Annotated in this window: 10 protein-coding genes and 1 pseudogene; 2 read left to right on the plus strand and 9 right to left on the minus strand. The window is 42.0% G+C overall.

Going from position 1 to position 13,819, the window contains the following annotated elements:
• Position 1: 1 nt before the first annotated feature.
• From ACGHVY_RS21200 to ACGHVY_RS21215, 4 genes are all read right to left on the minus strand, one after another.
• Positions 2–427: a SufE family protein gene (locus tag ACGHVY_RS21200; protein ID WP_004306960.1), complete on the minus strand. Its 426-nt coding sequence runs from the start codon at positions 425–427 to the stop codon at positions 2–4.
• 10 nt (positions 428–437) lie between these two features.
• On the minus strand, positions 438–1,421 hold the full coding sequence (locus tag ACGHVY_RS21205) for a M20 family metallopeptidase (RefSeq protein WP_390601403.1): 984 nt from the start codon (positions 1,419–1,421) through the stop codon (positions 438–440).
• A 70-nt stretch (positions 1,422–1,491) separates the two neighbouring features.
• Positions 1,492–2,400, minus strand: coding sequence for an LD-carboxypeptidase (locus ACGHVY_RS21210; RefSeq protein ID WP_390601405.1), 909 nt, complete (start codon positions 2,398–2,400; stop codon positions 1,492–1,494).
• Between the two features lie 10 nt (positions 2,401–2,410).
• Positions 2,411–3,214 (minus strand): glycoside hydrolase family 16 protein, encoded by an 804-nt coding sequence (locus tag ACGHVY_RS21215; RefSeq protein WP_390601409.1) that lies wholly within the window; start codon positions 3,212–3,214, stop codon positions 2,411–2,413.
• Positions 3,215–3,394: 180 nt separating this feature from the next.
• On the opposite strand from ACGHVY_RS21215, the gene ACGHVY_RS21220 reads away from it, so the two are divergent.
• Both ACGHVY_RS21220 and buk read left to right on the plus strand, forming a co-directional pair.
• Positions 3,395–4,351 (plus strand): phosphate acyltransferase, encoded by a 957-nt coding sequence (locus tag ACGHVY_RS21220; protein ID WP_308745136.1) that lies wholly within the window; start codon positions 3,395–3,397, stop codon positions 4,349–4,351.
• Between the two features lie 18 nt (positions 4,352–4,369).
• Complete coding sequence (buk, locus tag ACGHVY_RS21225; protein ID WP_308745135.1) at positions 4,370–5,431, plus strand: butyrate kinase; 1,062 nt, start codon at positions 4,370–4,372, stop codon at positions 5,429–5,431.
• A 441-nt stretch (positions 5,432–5,872) separates the two neighbouring features.
• Here buk and ACGHVY_RS21230 read toward each other — a convergent pair.
• The 5 genes and pseudogenes from ACGHVY_RS21230 to ACGHVY_RS21250 all read right to left on the minus strand — a co-directional run.
• A pseudogene (locus ACGHVY_RS21230) lies at positions 5,873–6,152 on the minus strand (hypothetical protein); the annotation flags it as partial.
• A gap of 194 nt (positions 6,153–6,346) precedes the next feature.
• Positions 6,347–7,693, minus strand: coding sequence for a TlpA family protein disulfide reductase (locus tag ACGHVY_RS21235; RefSeq protein ID WP_390601410.1), 1,347 nt, complete (start codon positions 7,691–7,693; stop codon positions 6,347–6,349).
• Positions 7,694–7,707: 14 nt separating this feature from the next.
• Positions 7,708–9,186 (minus strand): RagB/SusD family nutrient uptake outer membrane protein, encoded by a 1,479-nt coding sequence (locus tag ACGHVY_RS21240; RefSeq protein WP_390601412.1) that lies wholly within the window; start codon positions 9,184–9,186, stop codon positions 7,708–7,710.
• Between the two features lie 27 nt (positions 9,187–9,213).
• Positions 9,214–12,486 (minus strand): SusC/RagA family TonB-linked outer membrane protein, encoded by a 3,273-nt coding sequence (locus ACGHVY_RS21245; protein ID WP_390601413.1) that lies wholly within the window; start codon positions 12,484–12,486, stop codon positions 9,214–9,216.
• A 30-nt stretch (positions 12,487–12,516) separates the two neighbouring features.
• Positions 12,517–13,680, minus strand: coding sequence for a thioredoxin family protein (locus tag ACGHVY_RS21250; RefSeq protein ID WP_390601416.1), 1,164 nt, complete (start codon positions 13,678–13,680; stop codon positions 12,517–12,519).
• Between the last annotated feature and the right edge of the window lie 139 nt (positions 13,681–13,819).

Genomic DNA, 13,819 nt, shown 5'->3' on the forward strand with positions numbered 1-13,819 from the left:
TTCACTTCCCCTCTTTTGCTTTGAACGCCAATGCGTACATTCGTATTTGTTTCACCATCGACAGCAAACCGTTGCTGCGTGTAGGCGACAGATGCTCCTTCAATCCGATTTTATCAATAAAATAAAGGTCGGCATTCAATATTTCATCAGGCGTATGCCCTGACAACACTTTAATCAGCAAAGCGATAATACCTTTTACAATCAACGCGTCACTTTCCGCCTTAAAAACAATCTTGCCGTCTACATCATCCGCCTGAAGCCATACCCTACTTTGGCATCCCTCAATCAGATTCTGCTCCGTCTTATATTTTTCCTCAAGCGGTTCCTGCTCATTTCCCAAGTCAATAAGTAGTTGGTAACGGTCCATCCAATCATCGAAGTCACTGAATTCTGCAATAACTTCGTCCTGCAATTCATTAATTGACATATTATTTATATTATTTCTCGTTATAGATTACTTCCAGTACAGTCTGCCCGACTGCTTTCAATGTGCTTTTATCAATATGCTCCATATTATCCGTAAGCGTATGCCAAGTAGGAGTAAATCCACCTTCGGGATCAGAAGCTATAATATCAATCGTTTTGATACGCGCCAAGCGGTTGATAAACAAGTGATCATCCGTCACTCCGCCACCGTCTTCATCAATAAACATACTGCCGTATCCCAGCTTCTTGGCAGCTTTCCACACTTTCTTATTGATATCCGGTGCGAATCTCTCGGAATATGATTCTTTCAGGAAAACGGTATTTTTGCCGCCCACCATATCGAGCAGTATACCGAAACGGGCATTATATCCCTGCACATGAGGATTACGCGCCCAATATTGCGCTCCCAGACACCATGATTCTTCATTATTCTGATCGTGCGCTCCATAATCTTCCGCATCCAGGAAAATAATGTCAATACCCAGTTCCGGTTGCTGTTGATTAACCAGACGGGCTATTTCCAACAAGGTCCCCACTCCGCTCGCTCCGTCATTCGCTCCCAGAATAGGAGTCTTATGGTTCTTTTCATCAGGATCGTTGTCAGCCCAGGGACGTGTATCCCAATGCGCAAACAAGGCAATTCTCTTTTTGCTTTCCGGCTTATAAGAACCGATGATGTTCCGCGCTTTCAGCAAAGTCCCGTCATAAGCTATCAAATCAGCATACTGGTCGGTCACCTGCGCACCGAAATCTTTCAACTGCTTAGCCAGATAATTTCCACAGGCTACGTGCCCCTTCGTATTAGGCACACGAGGTCCGAAATCCACCTGACTCTTTACATACAGATAAGCGCTGTCGGCATCAAACTGCGGCACGTTCACCGCTATCTTTTCGCTTTGTTCATTTGTACTATTTGCCTTGTTGCCACCTCCGCAGGAGAAAGCCGATAATAACAAAAAGGCACTTGTCAATATTATCATAGGTTTCTTTTTCATCGTTCTCTTTTCTATTAAAGTCTCAAAATTAGTCATTTTCATCACAGCATTGTTCAGATGGAATAGATTATTAACAAATAAACTTTAATTCGACATTTTTCTTTCCGACCGTGAGCTCCACTTTTGCGCCATTGACAAGCGGCAAATTGTGAGTGACATGCCCCACCGGAAAATTAAAACAAACGGGGTAATCATACTCTTTCACCAAATCCGCCAAAGCTGCATACAGTTCCTTACCCAACGAACGGTCTTCCTCATATTCAGTAAACTGTCCGACAATAAGCCCGGACAATTTCTCAAGCACACCACCCAGCTTCAAGTTATACATCATACGCTCAATGGCATGAGGCCGCTCACTGACATCTTCTATAAACAGCACCGTACCTTCCGCCGGAATATCGTAAGGAGTCCCCCGCAAGCCGTAAGCCACCGCCATATTTCCGCCACGCAAGACACCTTGTGAACTCCCCTGTCTGTTCAGTTTATGCTTTTCACAAGTATAAGAAGGCAGATTTCCGAACAGAATATCCTTTAAGTACGAGGTACACGGATCATTTTCCGGCTCCACCGTAAGATGGCGTGCCATCAATGAATGCAGAGATGCATATCCGTTCTTCTGAAACAGATTGTGCAGTGCCGTGATGTCACTGAATCCAAGCAGCCATTTCGGATGCTCATAGAAAGCCGTGAAATCAATCTTATCAATCAAATGTACGGCTCCGTATCCTCCACGGCTGCAAAGGATGGCTTTCACATTCGGATCGTCCATTGCATCCTGCAAATCTTTAAGACGTTGTTTGATTGTTCCGGCATATCTCCCGGAAGAGCCGCCGGCATGCTTTCCTACGGCAACTTTCAGCCCCCATGACTCTAACCGTTTCCCGGCACCTTTCAGAAACAGCTTGTCTATCTTACTGGAAGGCGACACTATGACTACCTTATCACCCTTCTGCAAAAAGGGGGGAAATTGAATATCCATATGTTATGTTCTATTTTGTTGACTTTCGTTGATAAAAACGTACCCAGTCCACTTCCATCTCCACCGGCAGGTCGGCAGGTTCGACAGCCCCTACCCATGCCCCACCCAACTGCATATCAATCAGCAGGTAAAAAGGTTGATTGAAAGGGAACTGTCCTTCTTCCTCGGTCTGTATGCGGGGATAAGTAAACGTATGTACATCATTGACATAAAATGAAAGACTGTCCGGAGACATCTCTACCGCAAAAACATTGTACCGTTCCGGACGAATCACTCCTGTGGAATGTGACTTGGGAGTCTCTTTGATACCCAACGTATAGGTATAATGAGAATGCACCGTCTGATAGGCAATGGAATCGTAATTCAGACGCTCCATAATGTCAATCTCTCCACCCGCCGGCCAGGCTGCTTTTTCAGGGAGCATCCAGATGGCAGGCCATGCCCCCTTAGCGGCATTAAGTTTGGCACAAATCTCGATACGCCCGTTATCGAAGGCTTTTTTACCTTTCGTATAGACCCCGCCGGTTAAATAGGGAGCAGTGTCATTAAGCTGTGTATGATTGACAATACCTCTCAATACCAGTTTGCCCTTACGCATAGAATAACAAGAATCAAAGTTGGTCATATAATTATTCCAGTCGGATTTCCCGCGTGGAATCTTGCTCCATACCTTCGAATCGAAACTCTTTTTCCGGCTGAAGTTCTCTTCCCACACTAAAGACCATCCGGAAGGAGTTTTAGATGTTTTGCAGGATGCAAGCAACCAACAAAGAAGAATCAAGCTAACAAATAATAGGTTTTCAAACTGTTTCATGCCACTTTTATTAATCGGGGGATTTATGTATGCAAAAATACATCAAAAAACGATTCCATACGCATCCGGCAGGCAAAACAAATAAAATATAGCAAAATGTTACACAACAGATGTATTTTTTCGGGTTATAATCCTTATTTTTTCAATCATTTTTCTGATATTTGCTAAAAATCTAACGTTATGGAACCTATTCTAAATTTTGCCCAACTCACAAACCACCTCAAGAAACTGAACCAAAGAAAACGAATTGCAGTGGTTTGTGCCAATGATCCTAATACGGAGTATGCCATTACGCGTGCTTTGGAAGAAGGGATTGCGGAGTTTCTGATGATTGGAGATTCGGCTATCCTCGAAAAATATCCTGCACTCAAGCAATATCCGGAATATGTGAAAAGCATTCATATAGAAGATCCGGACGAAGCGGCACGCGAAGCCGTGCGCATCGTCCGTGACGGCGGAGCGGATATTTTAATGAAAGGAATCATCAATACGGACAATCTACTGCACGCCATACTGGATAAAGAAAAAGGACTGCTTCCGAAAGGGAAAATCCTCACGCATCTGGCTGTGATGGAAATACCGACTTACCATAAACTGCTTTTCTTCTCGGATGCCGCAGTTATCCCACGCCCTACCTTGCAACAACGTATAGAAATGATATGGTATGCCATTTGTACCTGCCGGCATTTCGGCATTGAACAGCCGCGTGTGGCATTGATTCACTGTACGGAGAAAGTAAGCGCCAAGTTCCCTCATTCACTCGATTATGTGAATATCGTGGAACTGGCCGAAGCCGGAGAATTCGGAAACGTCATTATCGACGGCCCTTTGGATGTACGTACGTCCTGCGAGCAGGCCAGCGGTGATATAAAAGGCATTGTATCTCCTATCAACGGACAGGCAGATGTACTTATATTCCCTAATATAGAATCAGGAAATGCATTCTACAAATCTGTTTCCCTGTTTGCCAATGCAGAAATGGCAGGATTGCTGCAAGGACCGATTTGCCCCGTCGTCCTTCCGTCCCGCAGTGATTCGGGACTGTCCAAATATTACAGTATAGCGATGGCATGCCTGCAAGTTTCAGGAGATTGCGAATGCAGAAAACAAGTGCTTAATCAAGGTAATAATTCATAATTCAAACATCAAAACTCTATGAAGATTCTGGTCATCAATCCCGGTTCCACCTCTACAAAAATTGCTGTATATGAAAACGAAACACCTCTGTTGGTCAGCAATATCAAGCATACGGTAGAAGAATTATCCGTTTATCCGCAGGTGATAGATCAGTTTGAGTTCCGAAAGGATCTGGTACTTCAGGAATTAGAATCCAACGGTATTCCTTTTGCTTTTGATGCTGTCATCGGACGTGGCGGGTTGGTAAAGCCCATTCCCGGCGGCGTATATGAAGTGAATGAAGCTATGGAACGGGACACATTGCATGCCATGCGCACGCATGCCTGCAACCTCGGCGGTTTGATAGCCAAAGAACTGGCCTCCTCTCTTCCCAATTGCCCTGCTTTCATTGCCGACCCGGGAGTCGTAGACGAACTGGAAGATATAGCCCGTATCACAGGCTCTCCGCTTATGCCGAAAATCACCATCTGGCATGCATTGAATCAAAAGGCAATAGCCCGGCGTTTTGCCAAAGAGCAGGGAACAAAGTATGAGGACCTTGATTTGATTATCTGTCATCTGGGCGGCGGCATTTCAATAGCTGTCCACCATCACGGACGGGCTATCGACGCGAACAATGCGTTGGACGGTGAAGGTCCTTTCTCACCGGAACGTGCCGGAACGCTTCCGGCAGGTCAACTCATCGACCTTTGTTTCAGCGGACAGCACACGAAAGATGAATTAAAGAAACGTATTTCCGGTCGCGCCGGTCTGACTGCACATCTAGGGACTACGGACGTACCCGCTATTATCAAATCCATAGAAGAAGGGGATAAAAAAGCGGAACTGATATTGGATGCCATGATTTATAATGTAGCAAAAGCCATCGGTGGCGCTGCTACCGTCCTATGCGGGAAAATAGATGCCATCCTTCTGACCGGGGGAATCGCTTATTCAGATTATGTTATTTCCCGACTCAAAAAACGCATCTCATTTCTGGCTCCTATCCATATCTATCCCGGGGAAAACGAAATGGAGTCATTGGCGTTTAATGCGATAGGAGCATTGAAAGGAGAGTTGCCTATACAGGTCTACAAGTAACATGATCTTTTGCACAAGAATGAGTTAACCGCCTACTCTTCTCCCAATGCCTTTAAACTATTGGTTTCAAAGCTCGAAACTCTAGTTTCAAAGGTTTGAAACCAAAGTTTCACCTGCTTGAAACCAGAGTTCCAGTTACTTGAAACTTTTGTTTCTTTAGTTATGAAACTCCAGTTTTTCGCTATTGAAACTAAAGTTTCAGGTAAAGGAGACCAACTTGGAACTTGCTTTTAAAAGAAGAAGAGAGGTGACAACAAAAATGCCATCACCGTGCTGTCACATACTGCTGTCACATCATTGCTCATTCACAATCAAGAAATTAGATATAAATATGTGACAGGTGACAGCAAATTTTCACTTTGTAATTCCCTAGTAGAGTTGCTGGGAGATTATATTTCAACTTATTTCCGTACAGTTCTACTCATTGCTGATTCATATTAGAATCAGGAAGTTGAAAAGCTGTTCCCTCACAACTAAATTCGGGACATGCAAGATGGGGCTTCCCACCATATCAACACCTTTAATGGAAAGAAGTCCGAAGTAGAATAGCAAAGACTTGAAATTACTGGGATCTATCATCTCCAATGCAGAAAAATGAGTAACGATATCGGTAGTTATCTCTCCTTGCTCGGCTATTTCCTTATATAACGGAAAAGTTCTCTCCCAATCCGTGGTCAAGCTTTATCAAGTATGTCAGTTTATTGAAGTCGGTACGAATATTGAGAACTTTCCACGTACATTACTTTTTCGATAGAGTTCTGTACCAAAGGTCGAAAGAATATAATTCATGAAATTATCATACTCATCAATAAACAAATATCTCAAAGAGAGGGTTCGCTTCAAAATTTAAAGCGAACCCTCTTCATTTCTAAATTATCTTCAATTAAACCTTATACTTAGAAGTAAAGGAAAGTATTAAAGACCTAACAATTCATCAAACTTCTTTGCTGTTCTAGAGTCCGAAGGACGTGTCATGTTAGCAGAGATAATTTTGCCTTCACGGTCTAACAGGATAAACCGGGGGATACCATTAATAAGATAGGCATCCATAAACGACCTGTCAGTACCCATGTGAAGTTGGATTCCTTTCAGTTCATCTTTCTTTACCATGTTTTCCCATGCTTTCTTGTTTTTATCGCATGACATACTGACAAAGTAAATATCCTTGCCCGCATATTTTTCTTCCAGTTCTTTCAATGAAGGAAGTTCTCCGCGGCAAGGGCCACACCATGTAGCCCATACGTCAATGTAGATATACTTGCCTTTCAAATCAGCCATGGAAACGGTTTTACCATCTATATCCGTATAAGAGAAACTAACGGACGGATTACCCGATCTTAGCTTTTCCCATTTGCCACAAAGTGTATTAAACTTTTCTATAGACTGCGCATCTTTCACATGCTTGCGGAACATGGCAATCAGGCTGTCAGCATCGTCCAAGCCGCTATTCTCTACATAGCTATAAACGAATTCATTCATCAGAAATTCTGCAACTTCCGCATCTTTTATTTCAGAATCTACATAATGGACACGTTGTTCAATCACTTTTGAATCGTTTGTTTTTCCTTCGAGGCTCAAAGCTGTAACAGCGCCAGGCAAGTATGCTTTGTATTCTCTCAGAGCCAACAGTTTTGCATCAATTGGAGTTAGCCCTTTCAGTTTTTTATAGAATGCTGCCGAAGGAGTGTAGTCTTCATCTTTTCCGTAATAAGAATGATAAGAAGCATACAATGGAAGATAATAGTAAGTGTAATACTGCAAACGTACCTTTTCAAGCTCGGTAAAGCCTGCAGGTAGCTGCGCGGACTCCAAAACCTGACAATTAGCCGCATACAGACTATCGCCCCTATGTAGGATGGCATCTTCCTGCATTTTCATATCGGGCATGCCTAACGACTTGAGTTTTCCGCTTCCAAGATAAGTGTTGATAGCTGCCCCTTCTCCTGCGAAAGTCACATTCTTCCACATATCATCACTGTTGAACGACAGACTAAGATCCTGTTTAGGATCTAGATAAAGGGTGCGGCGTCCGCGAGTATATTGCATGGTTACATACTGCGGCACAAAGTCTGTAATTTCAATGCTTCCATTTCCGGCTGCATCTATCGCAATTTCCTTTTGTTCATTACTCTGAGCAAAGGTTAATACAACTTTAGCCGTTTCATTGGGATTAGTTATCTTGAAAGTCAGTTTGGCAGCTTCTGCCGTTGTGAAGGCACTCAGCGTTAAGCCGAGCACCATCATTGATTTTATTTTATACATATCACTTCTATCTATTAACGTTCATATTGAGGAATGTCCGGATTATATTCCAATACATTTTGGGGAACAGGCATGATATAACGCGGGTCATTCGCCGGAAGTTCCCATGTTTCATTTCCCACTTTATGGACAATCGTTTTTGCAAATTGAGGTTCTTTGTTCAGACGCCGCAAATCCACATATCGCATATATCCTATCATTGCGAATTCACAACGACGTTCGTCAAGTACTAACTGTAATGCTTTTTGTCTATCTGTATAGTCCGCAGCATCATATGCAATATGATTTTTGATACGGGATGCACGCAAGGTATTCAGGTAGCCGATGGCTTTGGAAGTAGATCCTACACGTGCTTCACATTCTGCCGCAGTCAGAAGCATTTCAGGAATGGACGTCCCCGCATTGATTTGTATCCATGCTGTATAAACGGTATATCCTTCGAAGTATTCCATACCCGCTCCCCGATTCATGCAGTCGGAACGGAAAAATAAATCCTCACGCAAATCCACTTCACCTGCCTCTGTATCTGTGTTTTTGGCGAAAGCCTGACGGAGGTCTTCGCTTTCAGCTACGCTATTAAAGGTGTGGTTCCTAACATAACGGGTATAAAGCTGTTCCGGACTTGGGAAACCATATTGCCCATCGGGAAACTGAGTCTCTTTTTCATCATCCGTTACGATATTTCTCCATTGAGTTCCGTCAATCTTCTTATAGTTCTTATATTCGATTAACTGAATATTCTGCGGATCAGAAAGTATCATATTGGCATATTTCAAAGCCTCACTATAATTACCCATGTACAGATACATACGGGACAACACTGAATAACAAGCATTTTTTGTAGGATAGAAAGGGAACGATCTTTTGTCAGCCAAACTTGCGGAAGCTGTTTCCAAATCTTCTTTTATCTGTTCATAAACTTCGGCAACTGTATGACGCTTATACTTACCGCCTCCTACTTCTTCACTCAACACCAAAGGTACACCATAATCCGTAGCTGCGGTAGAAGCATCATAATGTTTTCCATAGACATTAATCAGACATAAGTATTCGAATGCACGACCTACCAATGCCTCAGCTTGCAAACGGCGCTTGTTGGCATCACCACCGCCTGTGGAGCTTAATACATTATTTATAATAGCATTGTAGTTGAAAATGTTGGAATACGCATCTTCCCAGATAGCATCACTATTTCCGGGTGTATACACCTGCCCCGGCTGAAATGAGAAGATATTCCTTTCATGATCTTTTTTACCAATATATTCGAACCACTCAACTGTCGTTTCACCTTTTTCCACCATCATAGGGTCGTCAGTGAAATAAACAAGATAAGGATCCAAGACATTGAATAAAGATTGATTCGCCATTAACTTTTCGTAATCAGCATAAGTCTCGGGGATAGTATAACCTTTCGGTTTATTGCCCAACCAGTCATCGCAGGAAGCTAAAGATATGATAGCACAAGCAATAGCAATATATTTTGTTATTTTCATATTATTCTTACTATTCAAATTTTGTTTTTAAAAATTAGCTGATAGCCCGATTGTGTAAGTTGCAGGAATATGCTGTCCTCTGGACGGCGAAAGGCTTGTTCCTGACCATACTTCCGGATCTAAGTTCTTGTCATTGGCAGCCCAATACCACAAATTCTGAATTTGCAGGTTTACGCGAAGGTTCTGCATAAAGAATTTTTTGATCCATACTTTGGGGAATGTATATCCTATGGAAAGGTCACGCAGCTTAATATAATCTCCCTTTTGGATATGCTTATCCGCCGCACTCCACAGGTATTGTACCTGGCCTGAACGGCTGTGTTTATACAGGAAGGCAGGAGCCATGTTCGGATCATTCTCATCACCCGGCTGTCTCCAGAAGTTAAGACGGTCACGGTCTATCGCACTGGTAGAGTTCATCACAGGATACATTGTGAACATACTGCTTGCTGCAACATCTCTATATTTATGACCGCCATAGAATATGAACATGAAATCCAAATCAAATCCCTTGTAAGTAATCCGGTTTGATAAAGAAGCGGAATAAGGTGGAGTGGTAGTTCCCGCATATTCCAAGTCCTCTGGCTTTAACAAATCATAGCTATTGACAATGGTTCCATCGGCTTTATAAGCCTGCGGCAAACCTTCCTTATCCAAACCGGCATAACGGACTACAAATATAGAATTCATAGGATATCCTTCACGATTCTGCAAAGATCCGAAATAACTGTAAGCCGAAGTCCCTGAATTTTCAATTTGAGTCAGTTTGTTCTTATTATAACTGAAGATGAAATCAGAAGACCAACTGAAGCTATGTGTACGAATATTTTCGCTATGCAAAGTGACTTCCACACCGCGATTATACATCTGACCGTAATTCAACTGCAAAGAGCTCCAACCGGAAGTCGGGTCGGTTTTCCGTTGTCCCAACAAATCTACTGTCTTTTTATTATAGAACTCGATTGTTCCGCTCAAACGGTTATTCAGAAGATTAAAATCAACGCCTAGGTTAAATACTCCTGTCTTTTCCCAGCGCAAAGTCGGATTGGGGGGAGTAGAGATGTACGAGTAATATTCATTCGTGTAAGAGTTGGGACGCGAATTAGTTGTAGCTATCATATACGGGCCGCTGTCTTTGGCTATATTACCATTGATACCATAAGTTCCGCGTACCGCCAAACGATCAATCCATTGCCAATTTTCCAAAGCTACATAATGCAATCCGGCTGACCACAACGGACGATATTGGTATTTGGGGTCTGTACCGAACAAGTTTGACTGGTCAATACGAATACTACCGGTGACAGATAAACGATGGTCTAACGAATAAGACGCATTACCATAGAATGAGACATAGCGGTCGTCGGTATCATAAAACGCATCATACGGACCACTAAAATAATAGCTGCCATATAAAGCCTCCGTTCCACTTATACCTGTTCCCAATTGCAGTTCATTAAACGACTTCCATGTTAAACTTTGCGGGTCATACCCCCATTTGGTATAATCTGAGCGTTGAGTTTTTACTTGTCTTCTTTCAGCACCAACCAGCACTTGTACATCATGTCTGCCCAATTCCTTATTAAAATCCGCCTGCACACGAAATGTATATGACTTGTTCTTATACCATTTTTCAGTGATACGTCCACCTACCGGAATATGATTGACAATATTTCCATCTTTAATAACAGTCGCATTATTTATTGTAGACTTCATGGTGTATGAGTTTACATCATAATAGTCACTTTCATAAATAGAAGAATTCTCATTTTGGTAGTATACTGATAAATTCAATTCCGGCATAATCTTGAATTTGGCACTAAAGTTCAAATTCTGATATTTCTTCTCTTTGTTATAATGCCTCTTGTCTATCTCATCCAACGGACGATAAGTTTCATCTAACAGCCCCTTAGCTACTAAATCGTCAATAGATGCCTGTGTACGGCTCATAGTCCATACGGCAGGAGTACCATCTTCATTGCGAAGCATACGGTAAGGCTTTGAATATAAATTACTAAATCCTTCGAAACCGTTATCGTAATCTTCTTTGTAATTGCTATTGATAATACCTACATTAACCTGCAACCATTTAAAGAAATCAAACTGGTTCTTTAAATTAAAGCCGATACGTTGACTCGATTGCTCTTTTTCGTAAGGAAGATTTTCCTGATAGTTTGCCGATAAAGCATATTTATAAATATCAGAACCGCCACTGAATGATATGTTATGTTGATGCGTAATTTGAGCTTTGCGCAGAAGTTCGTCCTTAATCTGTGAATAACTATCACGATTGCGATATACATCAAGTTGTGACTGTAATTCCGCATCGGTAGCTATTTCACCCGCTTCGCGCTTATACATCAATAAATAAATTTCATTCGTAGAACGTGCATCAGTAGGCTGATATGGATTATGATAATATCCAAAAAGTTCTTGCATCAAATCAACCAACTCACCGCTTGAAGTCAGATTCATGTAGCTATGTGAAGGCAGCGGCGTAAACTTGACACTACCGTTATAGCTGACACGGGTTTTACCTTTTTCACCGGAACGGGTAGTGATTACAATAACACCGTTAGCCGAACGGGCTCCGTAGATAGAAGCCGCCGTAGCATCTTTCAACACTGTCACATTAACAATATCGGCAGGGTTAATAGCGTCCAACTCTCCTTCATAAGGAATGCCATCTACTACATACAGCGGTGCCCGTTTGCCTGTAACCAAGGTTGATACTCCACGTATAGAAGGCGCAAGATTCTTATCCGATGTCACTCTCAGGTCCAACCCCGCAACCTTTCCTTCCATCCTATCCAAAATATTAGTCTGGAGCTTTCCTTCCATATCCTTCGGCGTCATGATAGCATAAGAACCTGTCGCACGTTCTTTCGAGATTGTCTGATAACCGGTCACTACCACTTCGTCCAACAATTGGCTTGCAGGTTTTAAATCTACTGTATAACTAGACTTGTCCTGAATGATTTTCAACTCGGCGTTGGTATATCCCACAAAAGACACCACCAACGTATTCCCCGCCTCAACATTCAGTGAGAATTGTCCGTCTATATTAGTGACCGTACCATTATTAGTTCCTCTCACTATAATACTGGCCCCGGGAACCGCATCTCCATTCTCATCTCTAACCACACCAGTGATTCTTACTTTCTTCTGGCTCACTTCCATCGCCGTATCATTATGTTTCATCTGCTCAGCGTAAACAGAAGAAACCGGATAAAACGACATAGAACTTAAAGCAAGCAAGCCATATAAACTGCTTCTCTTCGTTATATTTGCTACTCTCATCTTTCCAACAATTAATCAAATATGTTTATGTTATTTTCGTTTAGGCTTTGCTTTCAATGCATCCGGACGCATATTGTACACTGTCTTTCCGTGTGTCGGCGGAGCAATAATATAAGCAGGAACCGCTTTTTTGTCATTCATTCTACGGACAAGCATCTCCAGAGCAGAAGCGTATTCCTGATGAATAAAAGCATCATCTCTTTCTTTTTGATTATAAGCAATATACCGCAAATAATCAACGCACTTGTAAAACCATGCATCAGGCAGTTCATCTACCTTATAACTTAAACGCGCAATAAATTTCAACCGGGAGATAAGCTCCTGCTGGTCAACATTTGGATCTGCAATCATCGCATCAATCTGAGCTGCGGCAGCATCATAGTTCTTTGCGTTAACACTGTTGTTGATACGAATCATTTTGCAATTGAAATCTTTTCCTTCGTAGTCGCACAAGGCTTCAATAGCAGCCAGGTCGCCGTAGGTTGTTTCTTTAGCCAGCTTTGCATCCACTGCTTTTTTCCCGAAGCGTTGACAGAAATCCGTATAATTGTCCGATACTTGTTTCAGATAAGGAGTCATGCCTGAGATATTGTTCACATATACTTCCCATATATCGGGGTCTGTCAGCTTGGCACCGCCTTTCAGTAACTCTTCAAAAGCTTTCTGAACATTATCACGGGCATAAACGGAGTGATTGTAATTGATGTAATTGATTAAAAAAGCACGTTCCCTGTTGCCTTTCGCATACTGTTCCTGCAGGTAAAAAGAACGTTGCGCAGGTATAGTGGCATCCTTTCCTGTCTGAATGAACTGTTCTGCCGACTGGCGGCTGCTACTTCTATGAACTATTTCTTCAGTGGTAGGGTCAATAAACGCATAAGTAGGATAGCTACGCACTCCATATTTCTTTGCTAACGTAACTCCCTCGCCTTCTTCTGCATCTATTTTCAGATTGACGAACGTATTATTGTAATAATACCCCACTGTCGGCAAAGAAAAGACAGTCTGCGCCATATTCATACAAGGACCACACCATTGAGTGTAGAAATCTATGAATATAAGTTTATTCTCTGCTTTTGCTTTAGTTACGGCTTCCGCCCATGTGACACCGTGTAGAAAGTTAATACCTGCGCTCTGCGCACTTAAAGAAATTGCATAAATACATGCAATTAAAATAGACAAATTTCTCTTCATGTTTTATTATTTGATTAAGAATTTGATCGTATGTTTAGTTTGTAATTTGTTCTTTTTCTTTAAAACTATTAATAAATCGGCGCAAATCTAATCATTTTAGTATTACTATAGAAATATAATACCCATTAAAAATATGAAA

This window comes from Bacteroides sp. f07 (genome assembly GCF_042854785.1).
GTDB lineage: Bacteria > Bacteroidota > Bacteroidia > Bacteroidales > Bacteroidaceae > Bacteroides.

Excerpts from the sequence above, each read along its gene's own strand:
- ACGHVY_RS21240 (WP_390601412.1), bottom strand. The coding sequence starts at position 9,186 with ATGAAAATAACAAAATATATTGCTATTGCTTGTGCTATCATATCTTTA.
- ACGHVY_RS21215 (WP_390601409.1), bottom strand. The coding sequence starts at position 3,214 with ATGAAACAGTTTGAAAACCTATTATTTGTTAGCTTGATTCTTCTTTGT.
- ACGHVY_RS21250 (WP_390601416.1), bottom strand. The coding sequence starts at position 13,680 with ATGAAGAGAAATTTGTCTATTTTAATTGCATGTATTTATGCAATTTCT.
- ACGHVY_RS21245 (WP_390601413.1), bottom strand. The coding sequence starts at position 12,486 with ATGAGAGTAGCAAATATAACGAAGAGAAGCAGTTTATATGGCTTGCTT.
- buk (WP_308745135.1), top strand. The coding sequence starts at position 4,370 with ATGAAGATTCTGGTCATCAATCCCGGTTCCACCTCTACAAAAATTGCT.
- ACGHVY_RS21220 (WP_308745136.1), top strand. The coding sequence starts at position 3,395 with ATGGAACCTATTCTAAATTTTGCCCAACTCACAAACCACCTCAAGAAA.
- ACGHVY_RS21210 (WP_390601405.1), bottom strand. The coding sequence starts at position 2,400 with ATGGATATTCAATTTCCCCCCTTTTTGCAGAAGGGTGATAAGGTAGTC.
- ACGHVY_RS21200 (WP_004306960.1), bottom strand. The coding sequence starts at position 427 with ATGTCAATTAATGAATTGCAGGACGAAGTTATTGCAGAATTCAGTGAC.
- ACGHVY_RS21235 (WP_390601410.1), bottom strand. The coding sequence starts at position 7,693 with ATGTATAAAATAAAATCAATGATGGTGCTCGGCTTAACGCTGAGTGCC.
- ACGHVY_RS21205 (WP_390601403.1), bottom strand. The coding sequence starts at position 1,421 with ATGAAAAAGAAACCTATGATAATATTGACAAGTGCCTTTTTGTTATTA.